The organism is Chitinophaga sp., from assembly GCF_036569185.1.
GTDB lineage: Bacteria > Bacteroidota > Bacteroidia > Chitinophagales > Chitinophagaceae > Chitinophaga.
On the sequence record NZ_DATCRD010000139.1, the window covers coordinates 1 to 17,149 of the forward strand.

At 45.6% G+C, this 17,149-nt stretch carries 13 protein-coding genes; all 13 read left to right on the forward strand.

Features of this window, described 5'->3' with window-relative positions:
* Nucleotides 1-601 precede the first annotated feature (601 nt).
* The gene (locus tag VIM72_RS09835; RefSeq protein WP_332002662.1) at nucleotides 602-1,357 is read left to right on the forward strand and encodes a (Fe-S)-binding protein; all 756 of its coding nucleotides are present in this window, start codon (nucleotides 602-604) and stop codon (nucleotides 1,355-1,357) included.
* Nucleotides 1,338-2,714: a lactate utilization protein B gene (locus VIM72_RS09840; RefSeq protein ID WP_332002663.1), complete on the forward strand. Its 1,377-nt coding sequence runs from the start codon at nucleotides 1,338-1,340 to the stop codon at nucleotides 2,712-2,714. Before VIM72_RS09835 ends, VIM72_RS09840 begins: the two co-directional genes overlap by 20 nt.
* Nucleotides 2,711-3,283 (forward strand): LutC/YkgG family protein, encoded by a 573-nt coding sequence (locus tag VIM72_RS09845; RefSeq protein ID WP_332002664.1) that lies wholly within the window; start codon nucleotides 2,711-2,713, stop codon nucleotides 3,281-3,283. Before VIM72_RS09840 ends, VIM72_RS09845 begins: the two co-directional genes overlap by 4 nt.
* Before the next feature lie 924 nt (nucleotides 3,284-4,207).
* Nucleotides 4,208-6,046 carry a nucleoside-diphosphate sugar epimerase/dehydratase gene (locus VIM72_RS09850; RefSeq protein ID WP_332002665.1) on the forward strand — a complete coding sequence of 613 codons (1,839 nt, stop codon included), beginning with the start codon at nucleotides 4,208-4,210 and terminating at the stop codon, nucleotides 6,044-6,046.
* Nucleotides 6,047-6,126: 80 nt separating this feature from the next.
* The gene (locus VIM72_RS09855; RefSeq protein WP_332002666.1) at nucleotides 6,127-6,963 is read left to right on the forward strand and encodes a polysaccharide biosynthesis/export family protein; all 837 of its coding nucleotides are present in this window, start codon (nucleotides 6,127-6,129) and stop codon (nucleotides 6,961-6,963) included.
* A gap of 11 nt (nucleotides 6,964-6,974) precedes the next feature.
* A complete protein-coding gene (locus VIM72_RS09860) occupies nucleotides 6,975-9,377 on the forward strand; it encodes a GumC family protein (RefSeq protein WP_332002667.1) in 2,403 nt (800 codons plus the stop codon).
* Between the two features lie 71 nt (nucleotides 9,378-9,448).
* Nucleotides 9,449-10,738, forward strand: coding sequence for a nucleotide sugar dehydrogenase (locus tag VIM72_RS09865; RefSeq protein ID WP_332002668.1), 1,290 nt, complete (start codon nucleotides 9,449-9,451; stop codon nucleotides 10,736-10,738).
* A gap of 125 nt (nucleotides 10,739-10,863) precedes the next feature.
* Nucleotides 10,864-12,030, forward strand: a complete 1,167-nt coding sequence (wecB, locus tag VIM72_RS09870; protein WP_332002669.1) for a non-hydrolyzing UDP-N-acetylglucosamine 2-epimerase — start codon at nucleotides 10,864-10,866, stop codon at nucleotides 12,028-12,030.
* Nucleotides 12,031-12,087: 57 nt separating this feature from the next.
* A complete protein-coding gene (locus VIM72_RS09875; RefSeq protein WP_332002670.1) occupies nucleotides 12,088-13,602 on the forward strand; it encodes an oligosaccharide flippase family protein in 1,515 nt (504 codons plus the stop codon).
* The gene (locus tag VIM72_RS09880; protein ID WP_332002671.1) at nucleotides 13,580-14,131 is read left to right on the forward strand and encodes an acyltransferase; all 552 of its coding nucleotides are present in this window, start codon (nucleotides 13,580-13,582) and stop codon (nucleotides 14,129-14,131) included. Before VIM72_RS09875 ends, VIM72_RS09880 begins: the two co-directional genes overlap by 23 nt.
* A gap of 51 nt (nucleotides 14,132-14,182) precedes the next feature.
* Nucleotides 14,183-15,322 (forward strand): polysaccharide pyruvyl transferase family protein, encoded by a 1,140-nt coding sequence (locus VIM72_RS09885; RefSeq protein ID WP_332002672.1) that lies wholly within the window; start codon nucleotides 14,183-14,185, stop codon nucleotides 15,320-15,322.
* 17 nt (nucleotides 15,323-15,339) lie between these two features.
* Nucleotides 15,340-16,485 (forward strand): glycosyltransferase family 4 protein, encoded by a 1,146-nt coding sequence (locus tag VIM72_RS09890; RefSeq protein ID WP_332002673.1) that lies wholly within the window; start codon nucleotides 15,340-15,342, stop codon nucleotides 16,483-16,485.
* The coding region (locus tag VIM72_RS09895) for a hypothetical protein (RefSeq protein ID WP_332002674.1) at nucleotides 16,482-17,149 on the forward strand (668 nt) is incomplete at its 3' end. The genes VIM72_RS09890 and VIM72_RS09895, both read left to right, overlap by 4 nt.

Below are 17,149 nucleotides of genomic sequence, written 5' to 3' on the forward strand. Positions count from 1 at the left end.
CCCAGACAGATACTCGCGGGCGATAGTAATTTTCAAGCTGTCTGAATAAATGGGTGGTGCTCCGGATTTTCTTTTCATGTTAGTAATTTAATTAAATCATAGTTAACTCCTAACATGTAAAGTAAATTCTGAATCAAGACAGAGTAACCATGCAGTATCCATGCCGTTGTTTGTTCCTGGTATTGGTTTACACTTTCAAAGTTAACCTTCCTATATACATCATCCGGGGAAATAATCTGCATCGGCGAAAGCGATTCACTTTCTCCCCAAATCCTTAAATCCAAAACAAAATTCAGGTTAATCAGCAAAATCAGCGTAATCAGTGTTCCAAGACAAAATCCGCTCCTATCTCCCCGAATCCTTTAAAAATCCAACATGATCCCATCAAACAAATCAGCAAAATCATCATAATCCTGAGTCAGACAACCTCCGCATCGCGCCGAAGGCGCGCAACAGGACAGACCGGGTTGCCAACCTCCACACCCTGTATTAATTTGTAGCAGTGAAAATTAAGCCAGTAACCGGTAAAAAAGAGGGAGGATTACTATCGCGTTGCCTGCTAAATTTGCAGGTCAGCAAGGATCATTAAAATACTTTACACGTGAAAGTAGGATTATTTATACCATGTTATATTGACCAGTTCTACCCGCAGGTAGGCATTGCCACGTTGCAGCTGTTGGAGAAACTGGGTTGTGAAGTAGAGTACCCGCAGGGACAAACCTGTTGCGGCCAGCCAATGGCCAACTCAGGATATGAGCATCTTACGCACCAGTGCAATAGCCTGTTCATTAAAAATTTTGCTGACTACGATTATATTGTAGGTCCCTCCGGCAGTTGTGTGCTGCATATCAAAGATCATTTGCACGATCCCGCAGCAGAAACTGCTGCCACACATATCCGGGAACGGATATACGAACTTACCGAATTCCTTACCGATGTGCTCAAAGTACAACACCTCCCGGCCCGCTTTCCCTGTAAAGTAGGGCTGCACCAGAGCTGTCACGGGCAAAGAGGCCTTGCCCTGGCCCAGATGAGCGAACTGGTGGCAGCGCCTTTCTCCAAACCGGAAAAGTTGCTGCGTATGGTAGAAGGGGTGGAGCTGGTGCCGCTCGACAGGCAGGATGAATGCTGCGGGTTTGGCGGTACTTTCTGCGTTACAGAAGAAGCGGTATCCGTAAAAATGGGTAAAGATCGTGTAGCCGATCACGTTAAACATGGCGCAGAGGTGATCACCGGAACAGATGTGAGTTGCCTCATGCACATGGAAGGTATTTTACGCCGGCAGCATGCCGGGGTGAAAGTGATGCATATTGCAGAAATCCTCAATCAGAATATCCATGAACAGGCAAACAGCTGATCACGCCACGCTGGCAGACAGGTTCAACGAAAATGAGCCACGGGTCAACTGGCATGACCAAACCCTTTGGTGGGTACGCGCCAAGCGGGATAAAATGGCCTGGAGCATCCCTGAATGGGAACAGCTGCGGGACACCGCTTCCGCCATCAAACGGAACGCCCTGGGCAACCTGCATGATTATTTATTGCAGTTTGAACAACAGGCTACGCAGAATGGGGCCATTGTACACTGGGCCGCGGATGCAGCAGAGCATAACCGCATCGTTACAGGTATATTGCAGCAGCATGGGGTACGCCACCTGGTGAAAAGTAAATCCATGCTCACGGAAGAGTGCCATCTGAACCCGCACCTGGCGGCTAATGGCATTGAAGTAATTGATACCGATCTGGGAGAACGGATTGTACAGCTCGCCAAAGAGCCGCCCAGTCATATTGTGCTCCCCTGTATCCATAAAAAGAAAGAGGAAATAGGAGAGTTGTTCCATGAGCACCTGGGCACTCCCGCCGGTAACGCGGATCCGCAGTTCCTCACCGCCGCGGCGAGGCAACATCTGAGAAAAGAGTTCCTGCAGGCTAAAGCAGCCATTACAGGGGTGAACTTCGCGATAGCGGAAACCGGTGAAATGGTGGTATGCACCAACGAAGGAAATGCCGATATGGGCGCCCACCTGGCAGATGTGCACATTGCCTGCATGGGCATCGAGAAAATAATCCCTCAGCGGAAACACCTGGGCGTGTTCCTGCGCCTACTGGCCCGCAGCGCCACCGGCCAGCCTATTACCACCTATTCCAGCCATTTCAGGCAGCCACGCGCCGGGCAGGAACTGCATATAGTACTGGTAGATAATGGGCGGTCCAGGCAACTGGGCCGGGAAGACTTCCGGAATTCACTGAAGTGTATCCGCTGCGGCGCCTGTATGAACACCTGCCCGGTATATCGCCGCAGCGGGGGACATAGCTATCATACCGCCGTAGCCGGGCCTATTGGCGCCATCCTGGCGCCCAACCTGGATATGAAGGATTATGCGGACCTGCCCTTTGCCTCCACGCTATGCGGCTCCTGCTCCAACGTATGCCCGGTGAAAATTGATATTCATCAGCAGCTTTATAAGTGGAGGCAGGTGCTGGTAAAGGAGGGGCATACTACGGCCTCAAAAACGGCGGGGATGAAAATGATGAGCGGGGTATTGTCTGCTCCGCGCACTTATCGCGCCGCCGGAAAAATGGGTCGCTGGGTAATGCGCGCTTTCCCCGGTATGGTAAATAACCGTTTAAATCCCTGGTATAAACAACGGGAAATGCCTGCTCCGCCAACGCAGTCGTTTTCCCAGTGGTACAAAAAAAATAAGAAATCATGAGCAGCAGGGAACAGATCTTAGCCGCTGTTAAGCAGCATCAACCGGAGGCATCCGTATTGCCATCCCTGGAAGGATTGTCCGGCTCCATGCCGGGCACCCTGGAGGCTTACCGCAAGGTGCTGGAAGGATTAGGCGGCACTTTATTTCAAATAAAGGACGAAAAGGAAATCCCCGCTTTACTGGCGGAACATTATCCAAATCTGCAACGGATCATTACAGTAGGGAGCAATGAACGTGCATGGATAAACGAAGATCCCCACCTGCTGGAAAATGTAGATATGGCGGTTGTGCCCGGTCAGTGGGGGATCGCCGAAAATGGCGCTATCTGGCTTACTGAACAGGATGTACAGGTAAGGGTATTGCCATTCATCTGCCAGCACCTGGCTATTGTGCTGCCTGAAAACAGGATACTGCCTACCATGCATGAGGCGTATGAAAGGATAGGAGCCCCGCAAAACGGCTTCGGGGTATTCATTGCCGGTCCTTCCAAAACAGCAGACATAGAGCAATCACTGGTACTGGGTGCGCATGGGGCTAAGAGTTTGGTGGTGTTTATTACAGCAGCATAATATCTTTTACGTATACACGATTACGTTAGTTACAATAAAACGGCCTCACCGCTTACTGGTGAGGCCGTTTTATTGTAAGGGGTCCTGAATGGAGGCATTTATTGTAAGTATATTTTTAGTTATTTTTTAATAATTGATGCAGTATAATAAATACTTCATTAACTTCGGGCAGGGAAATTAAATGAAGCCCCGAGATTGGTATGGTGTTTGTTCAATTGCGTGCGTTGCAAAGAATCGATAGCGCAGTGATTTTTTAACCATATTAGCATAGAGCCATATTTAGTAGCTGCGTTAACCAGAAAAAATTGAAAGACCATGTATCATCTATTTAACACTTTACAGCGGCGTTATGAAAGGTCGTTACAGCAAAAGATCCAGGTGCATCACCACCAATGTAGCATCACAGGGAGTTTTTCTTTAATAGCAGGTAAAATGGACAGCATGATTGGCTGATCCGCAATTTTCGTTTATCCGGTAGGGTTGTTTGTCGTAATGTGCCAACTGATCAGTGTTTGAGGCGACAACCCTGTAGATAAGAGTTTTCATGATCGCTTTTTTAAAAGTGGTGGGGAATTGCTTTGTACTATTGATTTTTCGGTGGCATAAAAAGGTGAATTTTTTTTCAACAGTTTACCTTTTCATAACAGAAGTTTTCACTTTTAGTAGTTATCTTGCGCTAACTTTGAAAACCGAAAGAGAGATTGTAGTCATTTAATTTTCCGCCCTGTATAGCAAAGCGCCTCTATGAAAACCTTGAAACTTGCGCGACTTTGATTAAACAGGCGTGTTTATATTTTTTAATAACCATATCTTATTATTGAACCTATGGTGCGTAATTCATCGTGGATTACCCCGTCGTGGCTTATCTTGCTATTAGACCTGGGGTGCTCTGTCATCGCAATCAATTTAGCGTTCCTTCTCAGGTTGAACTTTGATGTCGAGTTATATACGGCATTTCCGCTGAGAACAATCGGAATAACGGTTTTAGCTGTTAACCTCCTGCTTTCCTTACTGCTGCATACTTACCGCGGCATAGTAAGGTTTACCAGCCTGGTAGATATTGGCCGCATTGCGGGATTGAATATTATCAGCTGCCTCATCCTTTTTTCCATTGGTTATAGCCAGGTGCTGGACCCGCAACTCAATATCTTCCCGATTTCCGTGATCCTCATTAATTTTTTTATCGGGTCGTTCTGTTTGCTGTCTTACAGGCTGCTCGTAAAATGGACCTTCAAATATTATAATAATTTCCGCAGCCAGAGCCGTACCCGTGCGGCTATTTATTATACCGGGCATACCAGCCTGATGTTGCGTAAAGCGATCAGCGACGACCCTGAAGCCGATGTAAGAATAACGGCCTTCCTGGCAGATACCAATGCGCATGCAGGTAAATCTATTGAAGGCTTGCCGGTGTACGCTTCCCGCAAAGGACAACTCTTTAAAATGGTAAAGGAAGGGAAGATTTCCCTGCTGCTCATCCCCAACGACCACCTGGATGCTGCACATCTTAATGAGCTGGTAGAGGAATGCATTGCATTGAATATTAAAGTCCAAAAAATAATTCCCGTGAATCAATGGACAGAAGGTTCTATCAACAACAGCGTTCAGTTGAAGGACATCAACATTGAAGATCTGCTCGAAAGATCTGTTATTAATATCAAGAACCCACAGCTCAGCAAAGAGCTGAAAGGAAAGAGTATTCTTGTAACAGGAGCAGCTGGTTCTATCGGTAGCGAAATTGTAAGACAATTAGTGAACTACGAGCCCTCCGTAATCGTGCTGTGCGATAAAGCAGAATCGCCTTTGCATGAACTGGAACTGGAAATTTCAGAGAACGACGCTAAAGTGCCCATCATTCCATATATCGGGGATGTATGCGATAAAGTGAGAATGCAACAGTTGTTTGAAATTTATGCTCCCACCATCGTATATCATGCCGCTGCCTATAAACATGTTCCCATGATGGAAAAGAATCCATCCATCGCTGTTATGAACAATGTACTCGGAACGAAGATAGTAGCGGAATTGTCTGTAGAATACGGTGTGGAGAAGTTTGTGATGGTATCAACTGATAAAGCAGTGAACCCCACAAATGTAATGGGGGCTTCTAAAAGAATTGCCGAGATCTTTTCTCAATCCTTTAATAATTATCTCAACGAAAAATATCAGAAGCTCGGACCGGTTTACGGTACTCCGCCTACCAGGTTTATCACTACCCGTTTTGGTAATGTACTGGGCTCTAACGGATCTGTAATTCCACGTTTTAAACAACAGCTGGAGAAAGGTGGCCCGCTGACAGTTACCCATCCTGATATCACCCGCTATTTCATGACCATTCCGGAAGCCTGCCAGTTAGTACTGGAAGCAGGCTCTATGGGGCAAGGTGGCGAGATATTTGTATTTGATATGGGGAAACCAATGAAAATTGCAGAGCTGGCAACAAAGATGATACGCATGACAGGAAAAGAACCGGGAAGAGATATACAGATCGTTTATACCGGCTTACGTCCTGGAGAGAAGCTCTATGAAGAGCTGCTTAACAATGCAGAAAACACATTGCCTACTTACCACGAAAAGATCATGATCGCAAAAGTCCGGACATTTGATTTTACCGAAGTAAGTGAAAGAGTGAATCAACTGATAGCATCTGCTCAGAACCACTACCTTACACCAACTGTAGCCAGAATGAAAGAATTGGTGCCGGAGTTCATCAGCAAGAATTCTGCCTACGAAGAACTGGATAAAGGTAAGATAACAATGTAATTGTACACTGTCATAATATTCTTCCTGCAGGACGTCTGTCTTGTGGCGGGGAGAGATTTATTTAAACTGTTTGCCGGAAAATGAAAATAACTAATTACGGGAAGTCCCGTTCCAGACGTTTTAGAAGCCTGCTTGTTATACTGGGAAGCGCCATGGGGTTGCTCCTGGGCGCTTGCTCAACGCCGAAAAATATATCTTACTTCAAAGACGTACCTGATACGGTTAGACAGAAGATGGTAGATCTGGCAACATACAGTACACCAGTTATCCAGGCAGATGACATACTGCAGGTAACCATACAAACGCTGGACCCAGCGTCCACCGCATTAATGAACCAGCAAAACCAGCCAACATGGCCGGCTGCAGGCGCATCAGGAGCTGCGGTGCCAAACACTGCAAATATCCCCGGGTACCTCGTGGATAAAGAAGGCTATGTAACATTGCCACTGGTGGGAAAAATAATGGCAAAAGGTAAAACCACTGCAGCGATACAGGAAGAAATACGTACCAAAGCAGCAGAATTTTATAAAGACCCGGTCGTAAATGTCCGGTTCTCAAATTTTAAAGTAACTGTACTTGGTGAAGTAACAAAGCCATCTACCTATGTGATGCCAAATGAGAAGGTAACTTTACTGGACGCATTGGGTATGGCCGGTGACCTCACCATTTATGGTAAAAGGGAAAATGTATTACTGATCCGTGAAGTAGAAGGGAAAAAGGAATTCGTGCGGTTTAATCTCAATAGCAGCAATTTATTTACTTCTCCTTACTATTATCTCCAGCAGGGAGATGTAGTATATGTTGAACCTAATAAGTCTAAGGTCGTTTCCACGGATGCAGCCCGTTTGAGGAATATTACAATTGTGACATCGGTCCTTACACTGCTTGTTGTAATTTTTTCAAGGGTTAATTTTTAATTTTTTGCGTTATGTTGGAAAACTATAATGGTAATGGTAACGGTAATGGACACACGGTACTGAACGGCGTGTCACACCAGCAACAGGAGCCTGAAAAAGGGTTCGACCTTCGGCGGTTGTTTGATAAAGTGCTCAGTAACTGGTACTGGTTCCTGCTTTGCATAATAGCCGGTATAGCGCTCTCATGGCTGTACCTCAGGTATGCTACGCCCGACTATAAGATAAATGCCAAGATACTGATCCAGGATGATCAGAAGGGAGGCGGCGACAGCCCTGAAAAAGCAGTGCTGGACCAGCTGGAGATCTTCAGCAGTAAAAGCAACGTGGATAATGAAATGGAGATCCTGAAGTCACGTTCGCTGATGGAAAAAACCGTAAAAGACCTGCAGCTCAACGTTTCCTACTGGCTGGAAGGAAGACTTAAAACAGCGGAACAGTTTAACAAGCTGCCTTTCATTGTGCAATGGACTGACCTGAAAGATTCCCTTCCCGATGCGGAGTATCTGATCAGACCATTATCCGAATCAAAAGTACATATCAGCGCGGAAGGCGTTATAGATAAAGATTTATCCTGGAACGAGCCGGTGAAATTACCGGAAGGTACCATGAAAGTGGTTCGCCAGCATCAGAATAATCTTATTCCCGAAAATTATATTGTAAGGGTGGTATCCCTGGATAAAGCAGTGGGCCTCTACCGCAGCAAACTCCAGGTGAGTATTCCCAATAAACAGGTAAGCACCATTGATCTTACCCTCACCAGCACCATCCCGGAAAAAGGAGAACTGATTTTGCAGGAACTGATCGATGCCTATATGCAGTTGAGCGTGGATGCAAAGAACCGCATTGCAGATAGCACCATCACGTTCGTGGATAAACGTCTTGCCCTGGTGAGCCGCGAACTGACCGATGTGGAAAAAGGCATCCAGAATTTCAAACAGGACAACCAGCTGGCCGACCTCAGTGAACAGGCCAAGCTGCTGATAGCCAGTACCGGCGATTTTTCCCGGCAGCTGACCGAACAGCAGGTAAAACTGAGCGTGGTGGAATCATTGGAGAAGTATATCAACGACGAAGCCAATAACAAACGTATTGTGCCTTCTTCCCTGGTACTGGAAGACCCTAACTTCGTATCAATTATCGGGAAATATAACAGCCTGGAACTGGAAAGGGAAAGATTGCTCATGTCCAGTACCCCCTCTAACCCGGTGGTAAAGAACATTGATGAACAACTGGTTAGCCTGAGAGGAGACCTGAAAAGCAATTTGTTGTCCTTTAAAACAGGCATACAAACAAGTATCAGCCAGCTGCAGCAGCGTTCAGGCGCTATCGACAGGAAAATACAGCAGGTGCCCGCCAAGGAGCGCGTGTTCCTGGATTATTCCCGTCAGCAGGCCGTGAAACAGGAATTATACCTGTTCCTCCTGAAGAAAAGAGAAGAATCGGCCATTTCCAAGTCCTCCAACCTGGCAGGAGTAAGGATCATTGACCCGGCTAAAAGCGATGCCCTGCCTTATATGCCGAAACGGGCCCTTATTTACCTGGTAGGTATGATACTCGGCGTTATTTTTCCCTCTGTTGGATTATATTTGCGCGACGTGCTGAGCCGCAGGGTGGTCAATAAAATGGATATTACAGGTAACACCCCTGTTCCCATCCTGGCTGAAGTAGGTCATACAGACGATAAAAAAATGGTTATCATTTCAAAAGATACCGTAAACCCCGTTGCAGAACAGTTCAGGGCTTTACGTACCAATCTGCAGTTTGTGCTGAAGAGTGAAAAGGAAAAAGTGATCCTGCTCACCTCCAGCATGAGCGGTGAAGGGAAAACTTTTGTGGCTACCAACCTGGCCGCCGTTTTGTCGTTGTCCGGCAAGAAAGTACTGCTGATGGAAATGGACCTCAGGAAACCCAAAGTTTCGGAAAAACTGGGCCTGAACAACCAGACTGGTTTCAGTACTTACTCTATTGGAAGAACATCACTTGATGAGTTAATCAAGCCCTCCGGTATCAATGATAACTGCTGGATCGTTACATCCGGACCAATTCCGCCTAACCCGGCTGAATTGCTGCTTACCGATAAAACCAAGGACCTGTTTTCTGTTCTTCGCGCCCGGTTCGATTACATTGTAATTGATGCCCCGCCGGTAGGCCTGGTAACAGATGCGCAATTGCTCGGATATTTTGCAGATACCACACTCTTCCTGGTAAGACAGGGATATACATTCAAACAACAGCTCCAGATATCAAAAGATCTTTATACCTCCCGTAAAATGCCAAAGATGAATATCATTGTAAACGATGTTACTGCTGGTAAAGGTTACGGTTATGGCTATGGTTACGGATACGGTTACGGCTATAATACCCCTGCGCGTAAAGGTTTCTCGGAAAGGATCAAGGTGATGCTGGGCAGGTAATATCATCATACATTTAACAGTATATAAACACATAAACAGTTAAACAGATAATCAGTTAATCAGTTAATAAAATGAACGAAGAATCAAAAATTGCTATAATTGGACTAGGGTATGTTGGTTTGCCTTTGGCTATTGAGTTTGGATTGCTGTACGATACATTAGGGTTCGATATTAATTCCGGCAGGGTGGAAGAACTGAAAAGTGGTTTCGACCATACGCTGGAAGCGGACCTGGAAGGTATGAAAAAAGCACTGGACAAGAAGAAGGAGAACAAAGGAGCAGGCTTGAGTTTCTCCGCAAACAAGGAAGATCTTAAAGCATACAACACGTTCATTGTAACCGTTCCTACACCCATCGATCGTTTCAATGCACCTGATTTAAAACCCCTGCTGAAGGCAACCGAAATGTTAGGGGCTGTCCTGAAAAAGGGCGATATCATTATCTATGAATCTACCGTATTCCCGGGATGTACAGAGGAAGACTGTGTACCGCTGCTGGAGAAGGTTTCCGGCCTGAAGTTCAATGTAGACTTCTTCGCAGGATACTCCCCTGAGCGTATCGTTCCCGGCGACAAAGTGAATACACTTACTACTATCAGAAAAATTACCTCCGGCTCTACACCTGCCATTGCAGATAAGATTGATGAACTGTACAGAAGTATCATCAAAGCCGGTACGCATAAAGCACCCAGCATAAAAGTGGCCGAAGCTGCCAAAGCCATCGAAAATGCGCAACGTGATGTGAACATTTCCTTTGTAAATGAGCTGGCGCTGATCTTCGACCGTATTGGTATAGATACTACCGATGTGCTGGATGCCGCAGGCACCAAATGGAACTTCCTGAAGTTTAAACCAGGATTGGTAGGCGGACATTGCATCAGCGTAGATCCTTATTACCTCGCACACAAAGCAGAAGCCCTGGGTTATTACCCGCAGGTGATCCTCAGTGGAAGAAGGGTGAATGATATGATGGCCGTATTTGTTGCCAATAAGATCATTAAACTGATGGTGAAAAAAGGCCGCAGGGTGGAAGGTGGAAAAGCCCTGATCCTCGGTATCACCTTCAAAGAAAACTGCCCTGATATCCGTAACTCCAAAGTGGTAGACATCTACCGGGAGTTAACAGAGTTCGGAATGAAAGTGGATGTATACGATCCGCATGCAGATAAAGAAGAAGTGAAAGAAGAGTACGGCCTGGAATTAACAGATAACATCGCAAAACATTACGATGCTATCCTCCTGGCAGTGGCACATAATGAATTTGTGAAGATCGATTATCATGCGCTGAAAAACGGGCATGATGCAGTAGTATTTGATGCCAAAGCAGTGCTCGACAGATCACTGGTAGACGGAAGACTGTAAAAGAAAAAAAGCGGGTACTGCAGTACCCGCTTTTCATCAATATATCATATCATTATTGAAAAACCCATATTGAAAACCTTTTTTGTTTGAGAACCCCCATTGAAAGACCATAAATATTAGTAAGGATGAACCATATCAAAAAGAAAAAAGTAATGGTGGTTTTCGGCACCAGGCCGGAGGCTATTAAAATGGTACCGGTAGTGAAGGAGCTCGCAAAACACAGCGACCTTATTGATGCCAGAACCTGTGTAACCGGCCAGCACCGTCATATGTTAGACAGTGTACTGGAAACATTCAATATAGTACCCGACTTTGATCTCGATATCATGCAGCAATCACAGGATCTTCACGATATCACCATCAATATCCTTACAAAGCTGAAAGCGGTGCTGAAAGAATTCCGCCCGGATCTTATCCTGGTGCACGGCGATACTACGACTGCTTTTGTAGTGTCCCTGGCTGCTTTCTATGAAAAAATCCAGATCGGTCATGTGGAAGCAGGGCTGAGAACTTATAACATTCAATCTCCATGGCCGGAAGAATTTAACCGCCAGATAGTTGATAAAATTGCAGACTACTGCTTTGTACCAACGGAAAGATCACAGGCAAACCTGCTGGAGGAGAAAACACCGGCATCAAAAATATTTGTTACAGGAAACTCTGTGATAGACACTCTTTTCCTGGCTCTCGGGAAAATAGAAAACGATGCTTCGCTGAAAGCATCCCTGGAAAAAACGCTTGCAGAAAGCGGCTATGATATTTCAAAAGGCCGGCAGTTTATATTGGTAACCGGTCATAGGAGAGAAAGTTTTGGAGATGGTTTCCTGAATATCTGCGACGCATTGAAAAATATTGCAACGCGCTTCCCGGACATAGACATTGTGTACCCGGTGCATCTTAACCCTAATGTACAGGGACCTGTTTATAACAAACTGGGTGGCATTGATAACGTGTATCTCACAAAACCACTGGATTATCTGCCCTTCATTTATCTCATGAAGCATTGTTACCTGGTACTTACAGACAGCGGCGGTATACAGGAAGAAGCGCCAAGTCTCGGTAAACCGGTACTGGTAATGAGAGACACAACCGAACGCCCCGAAGCAGTAGATGCAGGTACCGTTATTTTGGTAGGCACCTCTGCAGAAAAGATCTTTCATGAAGCAGAATTACTTATCCTCGATAACGACAGGTATAATTCCATGAGCAGGTTACATAACCCTTATGGCGATGGTAAAGCAAGCGCCCGTATCGCAGAGGCAATTTTAGAGAAAACAGCAGTAGCCATATAAAAGTTAAGCGGAAATCATTAGCAGAAGCTGCACCACGCTTCCCAATACGATAATAAGATGTTAATTATCCAGAAGTATATGCCAAGGGTAGGAGATGTAATATTTGCCCTGAAGAAGAAAGTCAACAAGTCGGAGGTTGGAAAAAAGATTGTGCACGGTGTTTTCTGGTCGTTCCTGGGAACGGTCGTCTTCAGAGCCCTCATCTTCCTGTCTTCTATCGTTATTGCCCGCATGCTTAAAAAAGAAGGCTTCGGCGAATTGGGTATGATACGGTCTACAATAGATATGTTCATCGTTTTCTCCATATTCGGACTGGGTATTACCACCACGAAATTTGTGGCGGAGTACAGGGATACAGACAAACAAAAAGCCGGTAGGGTGGCAAAGATGGCGCTGCACATGGCTTTTATCATGGGCTTTGTGATCAGCGTTTCCCTGTTTTTCCTGTCCAATCCCCTGGCCAGTAATTCCCTGGAGAATGCAAAGCTGGGAAGCGGGCTGAGATACGGCTCCTGGGCTATTCTTTTTTATGCTATCAACGGCGTACAAACCGGTATACTTGCCGGCCTTGAAGCTTTTAAGAAAATAGCCAAGGTAAACCTGATCGCAGGCGTTATCAATTTGCCAATCTCTATTGCGCTCACCTGGTTCCTGGGAGTGAATGGAGCTATCCTCAGTTTAACGATCAACGCGGTGCTGATCGCCGTATTAAGCTGGATGGAAATACGCAATGAAACAAAAAAGTTTGGCATTAATGTAAATGAGAAAGATTACCTGAAGGAATATAAAGTTTTGTACACCTTTAGCCTGCCGGCTGTTCTGAGCGGGATACTGGTATTGCCGGTTAACTGGTACTGTAACCTGCTGGTGGCAAAAGAACCTTCCGGTTACTCCTATCTGGGTGTATATAATGCAGCGCTCAGCATATCGCTGATCATCAGCGTGGTGAACACTACCCTCGGGCAGGCTTTGCTGCCACAGGTGATCCGCAACTTCAAACAGAAGAATGCCAAGCTGGAGGCCATCAACAACTTCGTTCCCTGGGGCATTGGTATTTTTCTTTCCCTGCCATTTATCCTGGTGCCTGAAATAGCAGGTATTGCTTTTGGTAAAGACTTTACCTCCGGCAACCTGAACGGTACCGTGGTGATTGTAATGATTGGCACCATCGTGATTGCGCATCGACAGGGTATTGCAAGGAATTTTGCAGCAGGTAACTTCATGTGGTGGAGTATGCTCAGTAATGGCATATGGGGGCTGCTGGCCATTCTTTATATGATAGGGCTTAAACAGGGTGGTTCGGAAGGCCGTGCCGGAGCATACGCATTTGCCTACTTTGTCAGCACCGTGGTGTTTATCCCCTTTTATATCAAAAAGGAGCTGGCAGACAGGTATTTCCTCATATCCCCGGAATCGCTTGCTATATGGGGTATCATCTTTATTTCATTCATTGTGATGATCATGTTTAAACTGAGCATCTACCTGAGGATACTGATGTTGCTGGTGGCATGCGCCATCATTTTGTGGATCTTTTACAGAATATATAAACATGTTACCACGGTTGCTCAATAAAATATATGCCGCTGTTGCCGGCCGCGTTCATAATGCCCGGATCAGGCAGATGAAATTCAGACAGCGGGGAGCCGGAGTAGTGATCGGGCGCCCTTTTCACGGGAGCGGGGAAAACAACATTGCTATCGGTGATTATGTATACATAGGCCCGGGTGCAAAGCTCTACGGAGTAGGGGGCATTAACATTGAAAAAGGTACGATAATCGGACCTGACGTCACCATTTATTCAGCCAATCATGTATTCAGGAATGCTAACTATATTCCTTACGACCAGCGGGTAGAAACAAAGCCGGTCACTATTGGTGAAAATGTATGGATTGGCGGCAACGTAATTATAGTGCCTGGCACGAATATAGGAGAGGGATGTATTGTAGGTGCAGGAAGCGTGGTTACCGGTAAAATACCGCCTTACGCTATTATAGCAGGTAACCCGGCGAAAGTGATCGGCAGCAGGGATGCAGATCATTATAACCAGCTTAAGAAAGATAATAAAATATACTTCATGGCAAAACAACAGGGTACCCTTTAACAGGCCTGTAGCCATGACTGAAATTGGAAAACCATATAATAACCATATAGTATGAAAGTATTGGTAAGGGGAGGATACGGCCTTAATAACTTCGGAGATGATGCACTGATGATCACCATGTATGATCATATGAAAGATATCCTGAAGGAGAACGAGTTTGGCTTTTATTGTACCAGGGCGGATTATTTTAACGATTTACTCCCCGCAGCAAAAATTATTTCATCGGATGACCTGTTCAGCAAACTGGATGTGGAAATGCTGGTATACGGGGGAGGCACACAGTTTTTCTCCTTCCCGAATACCCAGGTGAAATATATTCCCAAAATGACACTGAAGAAGCTGAAGTATTTCTTCGATTATAAAACACTGAAATCGGTAATACTTCCCCGTTTGAGAGGATTCAAAAAAGTGAGTGGTATCAAAGCCAACAAAACAGTAGCTATTGGTATTGGTGTGGGCCCCTTTGTAAAAGATTCCGTAGAGGAGAAAGTGGCCATGCAAACTTTCAAACAACTGGATCAGGCATTGGTGAGAGACGTGGTAAGCTATGAAGTATGTAAATCCTGGGAGTCAAAAGGATTATTCCTGGGCAGCGATCTGTGCTTTAATTCTTCTTTTGTAAATAATTATTTCACCAAAACAACGCCCTCGGCCAATCCTAAAGTTATTGGCATTATTGTACGCGATTGGGTGCATACAGATGAAGGACATGCTTACTACGGGAAATTACTGGAAGCTACCCGCATCTGGCAAAGTAAAGGATACGAGGTGAAATACATCCTTTTCTCTGAAGAACGGGATCCTGAATGGCTGGAGATTATCAAACGTGAAAAGATTGAAGCAATGATATGGGATGCCAGGAAGTTTACTTTCAAAGCATTCATTCAGCAACTGGCGGCGATCGACATATTCGTTACTGCCCGGTTTCACGGGGCCATTTTTGCAGCACTGCTGAATAAGCCGGCAGTTTGTATTGAAGTAGAACAGAAGCTCAGGATTGTGAGCGACAATTTTAAAGCGTTCGATTGCTGGAAATATCCGTTTGATGTAACACAGCTGGTGAACTATGTGGAACAGATCAGGAAAGACTACCCGGAACGGGTGGCCCTTTTCCAGGCAGACCTCGAGAGGGAAATAGCCCGGGGCGACCAGATGTTTTCTTTATTCAGGCAATCCATCCGGCAACTGTAGGCCGCAAATTTTAAATTATGAGTAAGTCTAAAGTACATATATTTTATCCGCGGATATACGATTTTGAAGGTAAATCGGTAACAGTGGGCGGCGTGCAAACCTACCTGCTCACGCTTGCCGCTGTATTGGCGAAAGATGAATGGGAAGTATCTGTTGTACAATTCGGAAGTAAGGATTTCAATAATAAAATCCAGGAAGGAGTTCATCTCATCGGTTATAATTTGCCTAAACAGCAGATGAAAGCGCTGTTCGACCGCCATGCGCCTCATATTGATCCGGCAAACGACCTGGTGATTTGGGGAGCGGATACCCTGTCGGTGAAGATCCCTCCCTATAAAACGGTAAGCATTCAGCACGGTGTCTACTTCGATTCCCTTGACCTGAATACTGCCATGCGTAAGCTGATGTCAAAGCTGCAATTGAATGTAGTTACCAAAATGATGCAGTCGCTGAAGGCATACAGCTATTTCTCGAAGTCGGAATATAAAGTATGCGTGGATTATAACTACCTTTCGTGGTACAGGACCTTCACTGCAAGGGAAGGGGAAGAGAAGATCTTTGTTATTCCCAACTTTGCCAGCGTAAGCCAGACACCCAACGTTAATTTCTCCGGCGCTTCCGACAATACGATCAAGATATTGATTGCCCGCAGGTTTACAAAGATCCGCGGAATTGCTGTGATGGCAGATATTGTAGATCATCTCAATAAAAAATACAATAACCTTAGCTTCACCTTTGCCGGTGAAGGGGAATTGGAACCCATGCTAAAGGAGCGCTTCAAGAATGCAGCAAATGTTCACCTGACCCGGTACGATTTTAATGATTCATTAAGATTCCATGGTGGCTTTCATATTGCGGTGGTGCCCACCCTGGCCTCGGAAGGGACATCCCTTTCCCTGCTGGAAGCAATGGGGGCTGGTTGCGCGGTAGTGGCCTCCAATATTGGCGGTATCAACAACATCATACTGAACAATTACAATGGTATGCTCACTATGCCATTTACCGAAAATATTATGCAGGGAATAGAGTACCTGGTTAATAACCCGGAGGAAAGAAAAAGAGTGGCAAAGAATGCGATGGATACCATCAGGTACAGTTTTAATGCAGAAAGATGGGCTGATTCCTGGCTGGAAGTGGTCCGCAAAGCAAATAAACAAAAATGATGAACCTGGAACTGAAAGATATTAGCATGAATTACGTGATGCCGGATACCACCCATCACCGTTACAGCAGGATCGCCAATACATTTGGAAGTGCGATCATACTGTTCCTGGCATTGGGCTATCCCATCCAGGCTGCTATCCCGTTGTTCCTGAAAGTTAACTCCACACCGGTAAATGCGGGTTTCAGGGTATTGATCGCCCTGGCTGCACTGGTAGTGATCGCCCGCATACCTTTTTCCCTGAAGAAGGTAACAAAGGGTACTTTCCTGTTGTTGCTGCTATGGTTCATTTATTCATGCCGTCTTTTTGTAGACGTAAGTTTACGCGGTATAGAATTCGGAAACGGCAGGTACAGTACATTCTTTATGTACTCTATGGCGTTTGCCAATTGCTTCCTGCCGGTAATTGCCGTGACGGTGGCAGCGCCTTATATGAATATCCGGCAATTCCTGAAATGGGCATTTATATTCGCCTGCTGCAGTAACATTATTATCCTGGTATCTTTCTTTACCAATAATACGCTCACAGTGGCGCTGATGTCTACCAGGGGATCGCTGGGAGATGATCCTGCAGAAGCAGTGATCAACCCTATCACTATTAGCTTCTACGGTATGCTGCTGGCGGTACTGGCCCTCAGTAAACTGCTTTTTGAAGAATCTTCGGG

Bases quoted from the DNA above. Each gene is read 5' to 3' on its own strand.
- VIM72_RS09840 (WP_332002663.1), top strand. From the start codon at position 1,338: ATGAACAGGCAAACAGCTGATCACGCCACGCTGGCAGACAGGTTCAAC.
- VIM72_RS09845 (WP_332002664.1), top strand. From the start codon at position 2,711: ATGAGCAGCAGGGAACAGATCTTAGCCGCTGTTAAGCAGCATCAACCG.
- VIM72_RS09855 (WP_332002666.1), top strand. From the start codon at position 6,127: ATGAAAATAACTAATTACGGGAAGTCCCGTTCCAGACGTTTTAGAAGC.
- VIM72_RS09860 (WP_332002667.1), top strand. From the start codon at position 6,975: ATGTTGGAAAACTATAATGGTAATGGTAACGGTAATGGACACACGGTA.
- VIM72_RS09865 (WP_332002668.1), top strand. From the start codon at position 9,449: ATGAACGAAGAATCAAAAATTGCTATAATTGGACTAGGGTATGTTGGT.
- wecB (WP_332002669.1), top strand. From the start codon at position 10,864: ATGAACCATATCAAAAAGAAAAAAGTAATGGTGGTTTTCGGCACCAGG.
- VIM72_RS09875 (WP_332002670.1), top strand. From the start codon at position 12,088: ATGTTAATTATCCAGAAGTATATGCCAAGGGTAGGAGATGTAATATTT.
- VIM72_RS09880 (WP_332002671.1), top strand. From the start codon at position 13,580: ATGTTACCACGGTTGCTCAATAAAATATATGCCGCTGTTGCCGGCCGC.
- VIM72_RS09885 (WP_332002672.1), top strand. From the start codon at position 14,183: ATGAAAGTATTGGTAAGGGGAGGATACGGCCTTAATAACTTCGGAGAT.
- VIM72_RS09890 (WP_332002673.1), top strand. From the start codon at position 15,340: ATGAGTAAGTCTAAAGTACATATATTTTATCCGCGGATATACGATTTT.